The following is a 15,276-nucleotide window of genomic DNA, read 5'->3' as shown; positions in this document are numbered from 1 at the left end:
CCGTCACAGGGCCCCGGCGTCCCTGGCCGTCCACAGGGACGGGTACACCGGGCGGAAGCCCAGGTCGTGGCGGATGCGGTCGGTGGACACGATCCCGTGCCAGGGGTCCGGGTCCGTGCGCTCGTACAGGGCGGGCGGCACCTCGACTCCGTTGATCAGGTGGAGGTCGACGGTGGTAACGGGGGCGTCGTCGGCGATGTTGTAGATCCGGCCGCCGCCCACGGCGGGGGCGTACAGCAGGCGGAGCAGTCCCTGGGCGACGTCCGCGTGGTGGACCATCTGGAGCCGCCGGCCGGCGGCCCAGTGCGCGGCCCAGTGCAGTGACGCGGCCAGATGCGGGTCGCCCTCGCCGTAGACGAAGGAGAGGCGGCCGATCCGGACGTCCATGCCGCCCTCCAGGGCGAGCAGGCCGTCCTCCGCCTCCTTCTTGGACTCCGGGTAGGCGCCCCACATCTCGGCACCGGGCAGGGTCGGGTCGTCCTCGGTCAGCGGGCGGCCCCGGCCCTTCCCGTACACCAGATTGGTGCTGACCTGCACGAACCTGCGCACGCCCGAGGAGAGCGCGGCGCGGCCCAGTTCCAGCGCGGCGTCGCGGTTGACCGACCGGGCCTCCTCGTCGGGCACCCCGCGGAAGGCGGCGGCGATGTTCACGACCGCGTCGACGCCCACAAGGGCCTTGCCGAGCGTCCCGGAGTCGCGCAGGTCCCCCACGGCGATCTCGACCCCGAGACCGGTGGGGCCGGTCAGGTCCGCCAGGGCCGTGGCCCGGGACTCGTCGCGGACCAGCACCCGCACCCGGTCGCCCGGGGGTGCCTGCTTCAAGAGGCGGGGTACGAAGCGGCGTCCGACCTCGCCGGTGGTTCCGGTCACCAGTGTCAGCATGATCTGTTCCTCTCGTCGGCCTCCACCGTCCCCCGGTGCCGGGCGGGGCGGGAGAGACCTCCTTGTCCGGGGACCGGCGGTCCCTGGATAAGACCGGCGGCCCGCGTCACCCTGGAGAGGTGGACCGAGCCGAACTCGCCGACTTCCTGCGCCGCGGCCGTGCCCGGCTGGACCCCTCCGACGTGGGGCTCCCCGCCGGTTCCCGGCGCCGCACCCCGGGCCTGCGCCGCGAGGAGGTGGCGGCGCTCGCGGGCATGTCCGTGGACTACTACACCCGGCTCGAACAGGCGCGCGGACCGCATCCCTCGCGGCAGATGCTGGGCGCCCTGGCCCGGGCCCTGCGGCTCACCGGCGACGAGCGGGACCACCTCTTCCACCTGACCGGGGAGGAACCGCCGCGCGCCACGAGCGCCTCCGCACACGTCCGCCCCGGACTGCTCCTGATCCTCGACCGGCTGCACGACGCGCCCGCGATGGTCCTGACTGACTACGGCGACGTGCTGGCGCAGAACGCGATGGCGGCCGCGCTGACGGGCGAGGCCGAGCCCGGGCGCAATCTCGTACGCCGGTTCTTCACCGACCCGCGGGCCCGCGCCCTCTGCCCTCCCGAGGACCGCCCCGGGCACGCGCGCTCCCATGTCGCCAACCTGCGCGCGGTCGCCGCGGCCCGCCCCGACGATCCGGCCCCCGCCGCCCTGGTGGCCGAACTCCGCTCCGTGAGCGAGGAGTTCGCGCTCCTGTGGGAGTCCCACGAGGTCGCGGTGCGACGCGCCGCGACGAAGCGGTTCCTGCATCCCACGGTGGGTCTGCTGGAACTCGACTGCGAGCTCCTGCTCAGCTCCGGCGACCACCAGCAGCTCATCGTCCACACCGCGCGCCCCGGCACCGAGTCCTACGAGCGCCTCCGGCTGCTGCGTGTGGTGGGCCTGCAGGACATGACCTCGCCCGCCGGGCCGCCGACCGGTCCGAGGTGACACCGGACGCCCGCGCCCACACCGGAGCCGGGTACGGAGCCGGGGCGTCGGTCCGGCCCCGGGTTCGACTTCGGCCACTTTTCATGACCGTTGAAGGAAAGGGTCCGCTTCCCTTGCCATCGTGAGGCACCCGCGCCTCAATGGAACCGCACGTTCCGACAGGCCGTCAGTCACGCCTCCGCACGGCGTCCCGCACCCCACCCGCGGACGGTCCGCGTACACGTCTCCCCGCACCCTCACCGGGCACAGAGGTGAGGACCCGTGTGCCCGGACCAGGGCGGACGGACCCGTCCCGACCATCCCCACATGGCAATTCCCGTACAAGGGAAGGGATTTCGATGAGAGGCAAGCAACTCACCACCGTCGCGGCGTTAGCCGCCGGCACCCTCGCCGCGACCGGTCTGGCCTTCGCGCCGGCCGCCGCGGCCGTCACTCCCCAGAGCGCCACCATCAACGCGACCTGCAACATCGGCGGTGGCGGAGAGGCCACCCTCACGGCCACGCAGGACAGCACGGCCGCGACGATCACCCTCAGCTCCACCAGCATCACGACCCCGCTCCCCCTGGCCCAGAACTCGGTCACCTCCACCCTGACCCTGGTGAACGCGAGCGGCGGGACCACCGCCTTCAGCGGCAAGAAGAACCCGGCCATGGCCGCGGGCAGCGGGGTCTCGGTGGGCCCGCTGGACGGCACCGTCGCCTCCGGCGACAGCCTGGAGACCTACGGCGGCTCCCTGAAGATGGTGGTGTTCGGCATCACCATCAGCTGTACGGCGAACGCGCCGCAGTCCCCAGGCCCGTTCGTCTTCGACTGACCCGCCACGACCTGACCCGAGGGCCGGTGCCGCCCGCGCGCAGCGGCACCGGCTCGGCAGTTCCCCGGCGGGTGGAGGCAGCCGCCGACCATGACAGGAACTGATGGGCCATCAGTCACTGCACCGGGACTCCATTGACTTCTTACACGGCCCGCACATCAATGGCCCCCTGTCGGCGCGGATGAGCCGCTGCGCCCGCATCCCTCAGGAGGGGGCAACAACCATGTCAACCACGGGTCCGACAACCCGAAGACGCCGATGGGCGGCACTGCTCGGGGCGGCCGCCCTCGCACTCACCGCGGGAGGTGCGCTGGCCGCCCCGGCCGGAGCCGCCTCCACGAACGTGGACTTCGCCACGCACTGCATCCCGCCGGCGATCGCGGGCCTCCCGCCGATCGACGGCACCACCACGGCGAAGATCACGGTGGACGACGCGAGTCCCCAGGTCGGCGACACGGTCACCGTCACGTACACGGTGGTCACGCCCGCCGCGAGCAACCCCACCGATCTCGCCCTGCCGGCCGACATCATGACGCCGACCGGCAAGGTCACGCTCGGCGGGGCGCAGACGGGCAACGTCACCGTCGCGGGGCCGAAGAAGAACGACCCGGTGCCCGGCCGGGGCGCCTTCCCGTCGTTCTCCATGACCGGCACCTTCACGGTCACCGCGCCCGGCGCGATCACGCTCTCGCCCGGCGACTACAACATCCACACCAGCTACATCCTGGAGCTGGACACCCCGTGCACGGTCATCAGCCCGCCCGCCCCGGTCTCCGAGACGGTCACCGCGACGGGCGGCGGACAGACCAACACCCGGGCCATCCAGCTCGGTTCGGCATCCGGCAACCCCGGTGACAGCGTGACCGTCACCGGCAGCGACTTCACCCCGGGAGCCACCGTCACCCTCGCCGGACGGTCCGGGGCCACCCAGACCGCCGACACGGCGAGCGTGACCGCGAACGCCCAGGGCTCCTTCAGCGGCTCGCTCGTCGTCAACGACAAGACGACGACCGGCGTGGTCGCGTACGAGGGAGGAAGCTGGAACGCGGACACCGGAGCGGGTCCGGCCGCGTATGTCGTCATCGACAACACCCCTGTCCCCGAGGGCAGTCAGAAGCTCACCACCACGGTGAAGGCGGGCACGCTGTCGATGACCCAGGCCGGGGACGCCGTCGCGCTGTCGGCGGTCGACTTCGGCAAGGGCGGAGCCTCCACGGGCGCCCTGAAGACGGTGACGGTCAAGGACTTCCGCGGCGGACCCGCGGGCTGGTCCCTGACCGGCAAGGTCACCGACTTCACCGGCCCCGGCGCGAAGATCGACGCCGGTGCCCTGAGCTGGACCCCGGCCTGCGCCACCAAGGCCGGCAGCCCGAGCACCTGCCAGGCCGGCTCGTCCGGCACGGTGGGCACCTCGGGAGCGACCCTGGCGTCCACCCCCAACGGGGCAGTCACCGGTGGCGAGTTCACCGTCGACGCCGGACTGTCGCTGAACGTCCCGGAGTTCACGCCTCCCGGCTCCTACTCCGGTGTGCTCACGCTGACGCTCAGCTGACCGGTCCGCCGGTCGCTCCGCACCCCGGTGGCCGGGCGCGCACCCGCCCGACCACCTCGTCCGCCCAAGCCGTCCGCGGGGGTCCGCACCCATGCGCAAGACGTACGCCCTCCTCCTGAGCCTCTTCCTGGCCCTCCTCGCCACCCCCTCGTACGCGGCCGACAACGGCAGTTGGTCGGTCTACCCCGTCGCCTCGCGCGTCGCAGCGCGGCCGTACTTCTACCTGTCCGCCGATCCCGGCCAGACCCTGAGGGACAAGGTCACCGTCACCAACAGGACCGGCCGCCCCCTGGCCTTCCGGCTGTACGCGGCCGACGCCTACAACACCGCCCGCGACGGCGGTTTCGCCGTGCGCACGCTGAAGGAGAAGCAGCGCGGGGTGGGGGCGTGGGCCAGGGCCGCCCGCTCGCGGGTCACCGTTCCCGCGCACGGGAAGGTCACCGTGCCGTTCACCCTCCGGGTCCCGGAGGGGGCCGAACCCGGTGACCATCCGGGCGCGCTGGTGGCGCTCGACGAACGGATCGAGACGGGCGGGGACTCCCTCACCGTCGGGGTACGGCGGGCGGTGGCCGCCCGTGTCTATCTCCGGGTCGGCGGACCGACCGTTCCCGCCCTCGCCGTGGAGAAGGTCCACCTCTCCCACCACCAGCCGCTGATCCCCGGCGCGGGATCCGCCACGACCACCCTCACCTACACCCTCCACAACACGGGCAACGTGACGCTGAACCCGCAGGTGCGGCTGAGGGCCGAGGGCCTCTTCGGACGGACCCTGCTGTCCCGGGGGCTCACGGACATCCCCTCGGAACTGCTCCCCGGCCAGCGGGTCCGGCTCACCGCCCCCTGGCACGGATCGCCCCAACTCGACTGGGGAGACGTGACGTTGACAGCCAGTGCCCCCGGTACCCGGGAGTCGGCGAGGGTGTCGTTCCTCGCACTGCCGTGGCCGGCGGCGTTGCTCGTGACGGCCGGACTCGCGGCGGCGGTGGTACTGACGGTCAGAGCGCGTCGGGCCCGCGTTCGCCCGTCCGCACCCGCACGACCGTCTCCACGGGTACGGCCCACACCTTCCCGTCCCCGATCTTCCCGGTCCGCGCGGCCTTGACCACCGCGTCGATGACCGCCTCGGCGTCCGCGTCGTCGACGACGACCTCGATCCGGGCCTTGGGCACCAGGTCGACCTGGTACTCGGCGCCGCGATACACCTCCGTGTGCCCGCGCTGACGCCCGTACCCGCTGGCCTCGGTGACGGTCAGCCCGTGCACACCGATCTCCCGCAGGGCGGTCTTGACCTCGTCGAGCCGGTGGGGCTTGACGATCGCCGTGATGAGCTTCATTCGTGGGGCCTGGCCTTCTGCGCGGTGGGAAGGGACGAGGAAACCGGGGCGCCATGGCCCAGAACCCCGTGATCGTAGGCGCTCTCGGCGTGCACCGTAAGGTCCAGGCCGGTCCGCTCGTGGTCCTCGTCCGCGCGCAGGCCCACGACCCGGTCGATCAGCCTGCCGAGGCCGTAGGTCACGGCGAACGCGTACGCTCCGACGGCCGCCACCGCGACCAGCTGCCTGCCGAGCTGGCCGAACCCGCCGCCGTAGAGCAGCCCCTGGGCCCCGCCGGTCATGTCGTGGACGGCGAAGACGCCGATGAGCAGCGTGCCGATGACGCCGCCGACCAGGTGGACGCCGACGACGTCCAGCGAGTCGTCGTAGTTCAGCCGGAACTTCCAGCCCACGGCATACGAGCAGACGGTGCCGGCGGTGAGCCCGACGGCGAGCGCGCCCAGCAGGGACACGGAGCCGCAGGACGGGGTGATGGCCACCAGACCGGCGACCGCGCCCGAGGCGGCGCCCAGCGTCGTCGGGTGGCCGTCGCGACGCTGCTCGACGAGGAGCCAGCCGAGCAGGCCCGTGCAGCCGGCGGTGAGCGTGTTGAGGAAGGCCGCGGCGGCCAGACCGTTCGCGCCGAGGGCCGACCCGGCGTTGAAGCCGAACCAGCCGAACCACAGGAGACCGGCGCCGAGCATGACCATGGGCAGGTTGTGCGGTCGCATCGCTTCTTTCTTGAAGCCGAGCCGCGGGCCGAGGACCAGGCACAGCGCGAGCCCGGAGGCGCCCGAGGTGATCTCGACCGGCATACCGCCCGCGAAGTCGAGCGCGCCGAGACCGTCACGGATCCAGCCGCCCGGACCCCACACCCAGTGCGCGACGGGAACGTATACGAGCAGCGCCCAGGCGGGCACGAAGACGAGCCACGCCCCGAACTTCGCCCGGTCGGCGACCGCCCCGCTGATCAGCGCGGCGGTGATGACCGCGAAGGTGAGCTGGAAGGTGGCGAAGAGCAGGGTGGGGACGGTGCCCTGCACGTCGGCGGGACCGAGTCCGGCCATCCCGGCGTGCCGCAGCCCGCCCACGAGCCCGCCGAACGCGTCCTCGCCGAACGCGAGGGAGTACCCGGCGGTCAGCCACACGACCGTCACCAGGGCGATCGACACGAAGCTCATCATCAGCATGTTGAGCACGCTCTTGGCCCGGACCATGCCGCCGTAGAACAGGGCGAGGCCGGGAGTCATCAGGAGGACGAGCGCGGTGGCGGCGAGCAGCCAGGCTGTGTCGCCGGTGTCGATCCGGGCAGCGGCCAGAGTCACGGTCTCTCCAACGGGGTGGGGGCGTCGTCAGAGCGTCACGGGCCCGCATTTCCGGATGTGTTCGCCGAGGTTTCCACGGTGTTTCATTGCGTCGCGGTTACCGGATCCTCACCTCCGGCACACCGGTGGGCGACATCGGGACGGCCCGGACCGCGCGTCCCGGCCCACCGGCGGACGCGTCCTCGAACGCCGTGCGCGCGGGTAGCGGAATGCCTGCTTCCGGCCTCTCGAACAACTTGGTACGGCGGGCACCCGACGATCAGGGAGAATGGGCGCCATGAGCGTTCGCAACCAGTCATCCGAGCCGTCCAAGGACGGGGGCAGCTCGCAGGCCCTCGACGCCGCGGGGAACCACCGCGCCGGCTTCGCCTGTTTCGTGGGCCGCCCCAACGCGGGCAAGTCCACCCTCACGAACGCTCTGGTCGGCCAGAAGGTGGCGATCACCGCCAACCAGCCGCAGACCACGCGGCACACGGTGCGCGGCATCGTGCACCGGCCCGACGCGCAGCTGATCCTCGTGGACACCCCCGGCCTGCACAAGCCGCGCACCCTGCTGGGCGAGCGGCTCAACGACATCGTCCGCACCACCTGGGCCGAGGTCGACGTGATCGGCTTCTGCCTGCCCGCGAACGAGAAGCTCGGCCCGGGCGACCGTTTCATCGCGAAGGAGCTGGCGTCGATCAAGAAGACGCCGAAGATCGCGATCGTCACGAAGACCGACCTCGTCGACAGCAAGACGCTCGCCGAGCAGCTCATCGCGATCGACCAGCTCGGCCGGGAGCTCGGCTTCGAGTGGGCCGAGATCGTTCCGGTGTCCGCGGTGGGCGACTCACAGGTGGGCCTGCTGGCCGACCTGATCGTCCCGCTGCTGCCGGAGGGGCCCGCCCTCTATCCCGAGGGCGACCTGACGGACGAGCCCGAGCAGGTCATGATCGCGGAGCTGATCCGCGAGGCCGCGCTGGAGGGCGTCCGCGACGAGCTTCCGCACTCCATCGCCGTCGTGGTCGAGGAGATGCTGCCGCGCGAGGACCGCCCCGCCGACAAGCCGCTCCTCGACATCCACGCCTTCGTCTACATCGAGCGCCCCAGCCAGAAGGGCATCGTCATCGGCCCCAAGGGCAAGCGGCTGAAGGACGTCGGCATCAAGTCCCGCAAGCAGATCGAGGCGCTGCTGGGCACGCCGGTCTTCCTCGACCTCCATGTGAAGGTCGCCAAGGACTGGCAGCGGGACCCCCGGCAGCTGCGCAAGCTCGGCTTCTGAGGAACCTCCGGCTCCGGCCGCCGTCTCCACCCGCACCGCCCGCACCGCCCGCACCGCCCGCACCGCCCGCACCGCCCGCACCGCCCGCACCGCCCGCACCGAGTACTTTCGGCCGCCCGGGCAGTGGCGGCGGGGTGGGGTGGGACAGGCGGGGCGGACGGTCGGACGAAGCGGCCGGTCGGTCCGGCGGTCGGTCGGGGCTCAGCCCGCGGTGACCGTCATGTGCACCACACCGTCGGGTCCGGCCAGCAGCACCGGTGTGCCGGGCCCGCCGAGATCCCGTACGGCCGCGAGATCCTCGTCCACGACGGCCGCGACCTCGGACACCACGGCAGCCGCCTCCAGGGACTTCGCCCCGGACGCCACCGCCATCGCCACGGCCGTGCGCAGGGCGCTCAGCCTCAGGGACGCCAGGTCCACGGTCCCGGCGACGTAGGTACGCCCCGTCTCGTCCCGTACGGCCGCCCCCTCGGGCACACCGTTGCGGGCCCGCGCTGAACGGGCCAGGGTGACGATCTTGCGGTCCTCGGGGTCGAGCGCGCTGCTGTCGGTCATGCCCAGAGCATACGAAGTGCCGGGGCCGGTCCCCGCCGACGGGTCAGGGCCGGTCGAGGCGCAGCCGCTCGGCGCGCGGCAGACCGGCCACGACGAGGTCGTACGAGTCCTCGACGAGCTCCCTGACCAGGCGGTCCGGGAGTTCGCCGTCCACGGTCACCGTGTTCCAGTGCCGCTTGTTCATGTGCCAGCCGGGGACGATCAGCCCCGGGTACTGCTCGCGCAGCCGGATCGCGTCCTGCGGGTCGCACTTGAGGTTGACCGCGAGCGGGCGCGCGTCCAGGTTCGTCAGCGCGAAGAGCTTGCCCAGCACCTTGTAGACCGAGGTCTCGGGGTTGAAGGGGAAGTCCTCCACGGCGGCGTTGAAGGACAGGCAGAACGCGCGCAGCCGCGACGGAGTCACCCGGGTTCCTCCTCCTTCTCCTGACCGGCCGGGCGGACCGGTTCCACGAGCACCGTGACGATCTTGTTCCGGCGGCCCGCCGCGGCCTCCGCGGTCAGCCGCAGCTCGCCCCCGTCGGGCAGTTCGACCACCGAGGAGGCGCCGGCGATGGGCACGCGTCCCAGCGCCTTGGCGAGCAGGCCGCCGACGGTCTCCACGTCCTCGTCGTCGTAGGCCTCGAAGCCGTACAGCTCGCCGAGGTCGCCGATGTCGAGGCGGGCGGTCACCCGGAAGCGCCGGTCGCCGAGCTTCTGGACGGGCGGCAGCTCGCGGTCGTACTCGTCGGTGATCTCGCCGACGATCTCCTCGAGGATGTCCTCGATGGTGACGATGCCGGCCGTGCCGCCGTACTCGTCGATGACGACGGCGACGTGATTGCGCTCCTGCTGCATCTCGCGCAGCAGGTCGCCCGCGTTCTTGGTGTCGGGCACGAAGGTGGCCGGCCGCATCGCGGTGGACACGAGTTCGGACTCGGCGTCCCGGCTGATGTGCGTCTTGCGGGCCAGGTCCTTCAGGTAGACGATCCCGACGATGTCGTCCTCGTTCTCCCCGGTGACGGGTATGCGCGAGAAGCCCGAGCGCAGGGCGAGGGTGAGGGCCTGCCGGATCGTCTTGTAGCGCTCGATGACGACGAGGTCCGTGCGGGGCACCATGACCTCGCGCACGAGGGTGTCGCCGAGCTCGAAGACGGAGTGCACCATGCGGCGCTCCTCGTCCTCGATGAGGGACTCCTTCTCGGCGAGGTCGACGAGCGCCCTCAGCTCCGCCTCGGAGGCGAACGGGCCGTGCCGGAAGCCCTTGCCGGGGGTGAGCGCGTTGCCGATCAGGATCAGCAGCGGGGGGATCGGGCCCATGATCCGGGCCAGCGGCAGCAGGACGTACGCGGCGGCCGTCGCGGTGTTCAGCGGGTGCTGGCGTCCGATGGTGCGCGGTGAGACCCCGACCGCGACGTACGACACGAGGACCATGACGGTGATGGCGACGGCCAGTGCCTGCCAGGTCCTGTCGAGCTCCTTCAGGCAGGCGTAGACGACGAGCGCGGCGGCGGCCATCTCGCAGACGACACGGACGAGCAGCGCCACGTTCAGATAGCGCGTGGGGTCCGCGGCGACCTTCGCGAGCTTGGCGCTGCCGCGCCGCCCGCCGCGCACGGCCTCCTCGGCGCGAAAGCTGGAGACGCGGGCGATACCCGCCTCAGCGCAGGCGGCGAGCCAGGCGACGACGACCAGGGCGATGGCGCCCAGGACCAGCTGAGCGCTCATGACACGGTCGGGGCCGGAGAGGGACCCGTCATGCCCTTCTCCGCGCGCCAGCCGTCCACGATGGCGGCCTGGAGACCGAACATCTCGGCCTTCTCGTCGGCCTCCTCGTGGTCGTAGCCGAGCAGGTGCAGCACTCCGTGGACGGTGAGGAGCTGGAGCTCCTCGTCCATGGAGTGCTGCGTCGGGGCGTCCTTGCCCTGCTGTTCGGCGACCTCGGGGCAGAGCACGATGTCGCCGAGCAGGCCCTGCGGCGGCTCGTCGTCGTCCTTCGACGGCGGACGCAGCTCGTCCATCGGGAAGGACATGACGTCCGTCGGGCCGGGCAGGTCCATCCACTGGATGTGCAGCTGCTCCATGGCGTCGGTGTCCACGACGATGACCGAGAGCTCGGAGAGCGGGTGGATACGCATCCGGGCGAGCGCGTAGCGGGCGATGTCGAGGATCGCCTGCTCGTCGACCTCGGTTCCGGATTCGTTGTTGACGTCGATCGACATGGCGGTGCTGGTCTACTTCCCCTTGTGTCCGGCGTTGCCGCGGCCCTTGTGGGAGCCGTTCTCGGTGCCGTTCTCGCTGTCGTACTTCTCGTACGCGTCGACGATACGGCCGACCAGCTTGTGCCGGACGACATCCTGGGACGTGAGCCGCGAGAAGTGCACGTCGTCGAGGCCCTCGAGGATGTCCTGGACCTGCCGCAGACCCGACTTGGTGCCGCTCGGGAGGTCGACCTGCGTGACGTCACCCGTGATCACGATCTTCGAGTCGAAGCCGAGCCGGGTGAGGAACATCTTCATCTGCTCGGCGCTGGTGTTCTGGGCCTCGTCCAGAATGATGAAAGCGTCATTGAGGGTGCGGCCCCTCATGTACGCCAGCGGTGCGACCTCGATCGTCCCTGCCGCCATGAGCCTCGGGATCGAGTCGGGGTCGAGCATGTCGTGCAGGGCGTCGTACAGGGGGCGCAGGTACGGGTCGATCTTCTCGTACAGCGTGCCGGGCAGGAATCCCAGCCGCTCGCCGGCCTCGACCGCCGGGCGGGTCAGGATGATGCGGTTGACCTGCTTGGACTGGAGCGCCTGGACGGCCTTCGCCATCGCGAGGTACGTCTTGCCGGTACCGGCGGGGCCGATGCCGAAGACGATGGTGTGCTTGTCGATGGCGTCCACGTAACGCTTCTGGTTGAGCGTCTTGGGGCGGATGGTGCGGCCTCGCGAGGACAGGATGTTCTGCGTGAGCACCTCGGCCGGAGTCTCCTGGCCGTCGCCCTCCCCGTTCTCGCTCGCCCTGAGCATGGCGATCGAGCGTTCCACTGCGTCCTCCGTCATGGGCTGCCCCGTGCGGAGCACCAGCATCATCTCGTCGAACAGGCGCTGGACGAGAGCGACTTCATCGGCGTCGCCGACCGCACTGATCTCGTTTCCCCGGACGTGGATGTCGGCCGCCGGGAAGGCCTTCTCGATCACGCGCAGGAGGGAGTCCCCGGAACCCAGCACCGTCACCATGGGGTGTTTGGCCGGGACGGTGAAGTGCGCGCGTGCCTGCCCCTGAGCGGGGTCGTGAGCTGTGGGTGTCTGAGTCATGGGCCGGCTCTGTAGGCCTGCGTATCCTCCTCGGTCGGCACGCTTGCCACACGGGCAGCCTTGCGTTCCCAGCGTACGTCGCGGCGCTGACAGAGCCGTAGGGCTTTTCCCGACGTCACGACGTCGTGACCTGAGAGCGAGACGATCAGGCGCCTCCGGCCCCGTCCCCGGCCTCGGGGCCGCGGGCACGGACGCGCCTACGGCGAGGGAGGACCCACGATCGGGCTCTCCGCGACCGGCCGTCCCCTCGTCGGGCACTCCGTTCGATCGAGCGCCCGTTTGATCGAGCGCCCCACGACGGGCCGGTCTCACGCCGAGCGGCCGAACCCGATCGTCGGCACGGCCCGCCGCAGCGGCCAGGGGCGGGTGACCTCGGGGAGCAGTCCCTCCAGGAAGGCGTACCGGCGCAGGGCCGCCGGGTCCTGGTCGTCGACCGACTGGACCCGGCGCCACCAGGCGGCGATCTCCGACCAGCCGGGCGCCGACAGCGATCCGCCGAACTCCTGGACGGAGAGCGCGGCGGTGAGCCCGGCGAAGGCGAGCCGGTCGGCGAGCGGCCAGTCGGCCAGCGTCCCCATGACGAATCCGGCGACGAAGACGTCCCCCGCGCCCGTCGGGTCCAGCGCCTCGACGGCGATCGCGGGAACCTCGGCGCACTCCCCCGAGCCGCCGTCCACGGCGTAGGCGCCGTCGGCGCCGAGGGTGACGACCGCCAGCGGCACGTGCTCGGCGAGCGCGTGCGCCGCCGCGCGCGGGCAGTCGGCGCCGGTGTACCGCATGGCCTCCTCGGCGTTCGGCAGGAACGCCTCGCAGTGCGCCAGGTCGGCGAGGCCCGCCAGGTCCCAGCGGCCGGTGTCGTCCCAGCCGACGTCCGCGAAGATCCGGGTCCCGCGGCTCGCGGCCTGCGCGAGCCAGGGCGCGCGGATTCCCGGGGTCAGCGAGGCGACGGCGGCACGCGCGCGGGGCGGGCAGTCCGGGGCGGGCTCCTCGGGGGGCGGCTCGTGCCCGTGGCTGACCATGGTCCGCTCGCCCTCGTACGCCATCGACACGGTGACCGGCGAGTGCCAGCCGGGCACGGCCCGCGACGGCGTCAGATCGATGCCCTCGCCCTGTTCGAGCGCGTCCCAGCAGTACTCGCCGTAGTGGTCGTCCCCGAAGGCCGCGGCGAGCGAGGTCCTCAGACCCAGCCGGGCGAGGGCGGTCGCCATGTTCGCGACCCCGCCGGGGCTCGAACCCATGCCCCGCGCCCAGGACTCGGTGCCGCGCACGGGGGCGGAGTCCAGCCCGGTGAAGATGATGTCCAGGAAGACGGGGCCGGTGAGGTAGACGTCCCAGGGCGGGTCCTGCGCCGTGCGCAGCCGGGCGAGCGGGTCGACATGGGCCTGGCGGAACGGTCCCCCGCCGTTGGACGCGATCACGGTGCGCTCCCTGGGGTGGTACGGATCTGGCCAGTGTGCACCACACCGGCCGGACGGGCCGTGGGTCACGCCGGGGCTGTCGCCGCCCGTGGTGCGGGCGGGGCTCCACCGGTCACCGACCCGCGCCCGCCGCCGCCCCCGCCGAGGGGCGCGCACCCGCGGCCACCTGCCGGTACGCGGTCCTTCCGGGGTGCGGGAGGCGTGCTCCGACGGCTCGCGCCAGGGCGGCCCGACCGCCTTCCCCCGAGCGGGGGCCGGCCCCGCTCCCGCGCCGGGTGATGACGTCCGGCACCGTCCGGTGCCGGGAGAAGGGGCCTGGCTGCCCCCTCGGCCCCCACCTCAAACAAAGAGTGCCCCAGATCACACCGTCACACCTTTTTCGCGGACCCCCCACTTTGATACAAATTGCCCGCGCGTTCCTGTCCGTCGACAGCCGCTCCTCCCCCTCTCTCTTCCGAGTCGCTCTCGCATGCCCTGGGAACGCCCGTGTCCGCCCGCACCCCCACGCCCTGGCCCCTCGTCGCCCTTTTCACGGCCGGGTACCTCGCCGCGTATCTGCTGCCCACCACCGTCGGCCGGCTGGACGCGGGGCTCCCGCTCTCGGCCACGCAGGCCGGAGCCATCGGCAGTGTCCTGCTGCTGGGCTCCGCCTCGTCCGGCTTCCTGCTCGCCTCCCGCGTCGACCGTTTCGGCCCGCGCGCTCTGGCCCGCGCCGGTCTGCTCCTCGCCGTCGTCGGCTACGGCACCGCCGCGCTCTGCGGAGCCGTGCCCCTCGTGGTCGCCGGCGCGATCGTCGGCGGCTTCGGATCGGGTACGGCCACCACGGTCGCCGCGACCGGAATCGCCGGCCGGCGCGATCCGCACCGGGTCACCACGCTGGGTCTGCTCGGGGTCTCCGGCCTCGCGGGCGCGCTGTACCTGACGATCCCCCACCTCGGCCCGGCGCACGGCGTCCCGCTCGCCGCGATCGCCTGTACCGCCCTGCTCGTCCTGCCCCTGACGGGACGGCTGCCCGCGCACGCGCCGGCCGCCCACACCCGGCGTGCCGCCGGTGCGCTCCCGCACCGGCGCTCCGGCCTGCTCCTGGCCGCCTCGATGCTCTTCTGGTCCCTCGCGCAGAACTCCCTGTGGGGCGTCAGCGGCCGGATCGGCGTGACCCAGGCGGGCCTGAGCGAGGTCACGGTCGGCGCGGTGTTCGCGGTGGCGCTCGGCGCCGGACTGCTCGGGGTCGTCGGAGCGGGCGTCCTCGGCCCGCGGCTCGGCCGGGCGCTGCCGATCGGCCTGGGCACGGCGCTGATAGCCGGCTGCATCGCGCTCAGCTCGGCGGCCACCGACCTGACGTCGTTCGCGTCGGGCGAGATCGCCTGGAACGCGCTGTACCCGGTCGTGCTCACCTACGTGATCGGTCTCGCCGCGTCCATGGACCCGCGGGGCCGGTGGGCGGTCCTCGTCGGTTCCGCCTCCTCGCTCGGCACGGCCTGCGGTCCGCTCACCGGCAGTCTGCTGTCGGCGCGGGCGGGCTACCCGGCGATGGGCACGGTCCTGGCGGCGGGTCTGCTGCTGGTGAGCGTCCCGATGACGCTGGTGGCCCTGCGCTCGCGACGCGGCACGCAGGTCGTGGAGATCCCCGTCGTGGAGGTGCCGGTCGCGACCGAACCGGTGGCGCCGGTCCCGGTCATGGGCGGCGGGTCCACCGAACTCCCCGTCTCGGACGGCCGGTTCCCGGAGGTCCCGGTCGTGGAGATCACCCTGGCGCCGGTCCCGGCGGCCGAGCGGCCCTTCGCCGAGATCGGCCCGGAGCCCCCCGCCACGGCGATCGCCTCGCAGGCCCCGTCGGCCGGGCCGGCGGCGTCCGACGCGGCGGGTCCCCGGCACCCGGTGGCGGCCCGCTAGGCCGTGCCGT

15 protein-coding genes are annotated in these 15,276 nt (G+C 72.4%); 6 read left to right on the top strand and 9 right to left on the bottom strand.

Going from position 1 to position 15,276, the window contains the following annotated elements:
* Positions 1-3 precede the first annotated feature (3 nt).
* Entirely contained in the window at positions 4-882 is an 879-nt protein-coding gene (locus ACFYW7_RS02420; protein ID WP_389497128.1) for an NAD-dependent epimerase/dehydratase family protein, read from the bottom strand.
* Between the two features lie 119 nt (positions 883-1,001).
* Here ACFYW7_RS02420 and ACFYW7_RS02415 point away from each other — a divergent pair, with 119 nt between their 5' ends.
* From ACFYW7_RS02415 to ACFYW7_RS02400, 4 genes are all read left to right on the top strand, one after another.
* Positions 1,002-1,856, top strand: coding sequence for a helix-turn-helix transcriptional regulator (locus ACFYW7_RS02415; RefSeq protein WP_389497127.1), 855 nt, complete (start codon positions 1,002-1,004; stop codon positions 1,854-1,856).
* Positions 1,857-2,194: 338 nt separating this feature from the next.
* Positions 2,195-2,671, top strand: a complete 477-nt coding sequence (locus ACFYW7_RS02410) for a hypothetical protein (RefSeq protein ID WP_389497126.1) — start codon at positions 2,195-2,197, stop codon at positions 2,669-2,671.
* A 223-nt stretch (positions 2,672-2,894) separates the two neighbouring features.
* On the top strand, positions 2,895-4,223 hold the full coding sequence (locus tag ACFYW7_RS02405; protein ID WP_389497125.1) for a beta-xylosidase: 1,329 nt from the start codon (positions 2,895-2,897) through the stop codon (positions 4,221-4,223).
* Between the two features lie 91 nt (positions 4,224-4,314).
* Positions 4,315-5,325 carry a WxL protein peptidoglycan domain-containing protein gene (locus ACFYW7_RS02400; RefSeq protein ID WP_389497124.1) on the top strand — a complete coding sequence of 337 codons (1,011 nt, stop codon included), beginning with the start codon at positions 4,315-4,317 and terminating at the stop codon, positions 5,323-5,325.
* Here the strand turns inward: ACFYW7_RS02400 and ACFYW7_RS02395 are convergent.
* Both ACFYW7_RS02395 and ACFYW7_RS02390 read right to left on the bottom strand, forming a co-directional pair.
* Positions 5,219-5,557 (bottom strand): P-II family nitrogen regulator, encoded by a 339-nt coding sequence (locus ACFYW7_RS02395; RefSeq protein WP_389497123.1) that lies wholly within the window; start codon positions 5,555-5,557, stop codon positions 5,219-5,221. The genes ACFYW7_RS02400 and ACFYW7_RS02395 overlap by 107 nt on opposite strands.
* Positions 5,554-6,861 carry an ammonium transporter gene (locus ACFYW7_RS02390; RefSeq protein ID WP_389497122.1) on the bottom strand — a complete coding sequence of 436 codons (1,308 nt, stop codon included), beginning with the start codon at positions 6,859-6,861 and terminating at the stop codon, positions 5,554-5,556. The genes ACFYW7_RS02395 and ACFYW7_RS02390 overlap by 4 nt, the downstream gene beginning before the upstream one ends.
* A gap of 268 nt (positions 6,862-7,129) precedes the next feature.
* On the opposite strand from ACFYW7_RS02390, the gene era reads away from it, so the two are divergent.
* Positions 7,130-8,122 (top strand): GTPase Era, encoded by a 993-nt coding sequence (gene era / locus ACFYW7_RS02385; protein ID WP_389497121.1) that lies wholly within the window; start codon positions 7,130-7,132, stop codon positions 8,120-8,122.
* Between the two features lie 201 nt (positions 8,123-8,323).
* Here era and ACFYW7_RS02380 read toward each other — a convergent pair whose 3' ends face one another.
* The 6 genes from ACFYW7_RS02380 to ACFYW7_RS02355 all read right to left on the bottom strand — a co-directional run bounded on the left by ACFYW7_RS02380 (position 8,324) and on the right by ACFYW7_RS02355 (position 13,373).
* Entirely contained in the window at positions 8,324-8,677 is a 354-nt protein-coding gene (locus tag ACFYW7_RS02380; RefSeq protein WP_389497120.1) for a cytidine deaminase, read from the bottom strand.
* A 43-nt stretch (positions 8,678-8,720) separates the two neighbouring features.
* Complete coding sequence (locus ACFYW7_RS02375; RefSeq protein ID WP_389497119.1) at positions 8,721-9,080, bottom strand: MmcQ/YjbR family DNA-binding protein; 360 nt, start codon at positions 9,078-9,080, stop codon at positions 8,721-8,723.
* Positions 9,077-10,381, bottom strand: a complete 1,305-nt coding sequence (locus ACFYW7_RS02370) for a hemolysin family protein (protein ID WP_389497118.1) — start codon at positions 10,379-10,381, stop codon at positions 9,077-9,079. The genes ACFYW7_RS02375 and ACFYW7_RS02370 overlap by 4 nt, the downstream gene beginning before the upstream one ends.
* Entirely contained in the window at positions 10,378-10,875 is a 498-nt protein-coding gene (gene ybeY / locus ACFYW7_RS02365) for an rRNA maturation RNase YbeY (RefSeq protein WP_389497117.1), read from the bottom strand. The genes ACFYW7_RS02370 and ybeY overlap by 4 nt, the downstream gene beginning before the upstream one ends.
* A gap of 12 nt (positions 10,876-10,887) precedes the next feature.
* The gene (locus ACFYW7_RS02360; protein ID WP_389497116.1) at positions 10,888-11,955 is read right to left on the bottom strand and encodes a PhoH family protein; all 1,068 of its coding nucleotides are present in this window, start codon (positions 11,953-11,955) and stop codon (positions 10,888-10,890) included.
* Positions 11,956-12,263: 308 nt separating this feature from the next.
* On the bottom strand, positions 12,264-13,373 hold the full coding sequence (locus ACFYW7_RS02355) for a carbohydrate kinase family protein (protein WP_389497115.1): 1,110 nt from the start codon (positions 13,371-13,373) through the stop codon (positions 12,264-12,266).
* A 486-nt stretch (positions 13,374-13,859) separates the two neighbouring features.
* On the opposite strand from ACFYW7_RS02355, the gene ACFYW7_RS02350 reads away from it, so the two are divergent.
* A complete protein-coding gene (locus ACFYW7_RS02350; protein WP_389497114.1) occupies positions 13,860-15,266 on the top strand; it encodes an MFS transporter in 1,407 nt (468 codons plus the stop codon).
* Positions 15,267-15,276: the final 10 nt, after the last annotated feature.

The sequence above is a fragment of the Streptomyces sp. NPDC002580 genome (assembly GCF_042889485.1).
In the GTDB taxonomy this organism is placed as follows: domain Bacteria; phylum Actinomycetota; class Actinomycetes; order Streptomycetales; family Streptomycetaceae; genus Streptomyces.
This window is presented reverse-complemented; position numbering and strand designations above follow the sequence as displayed.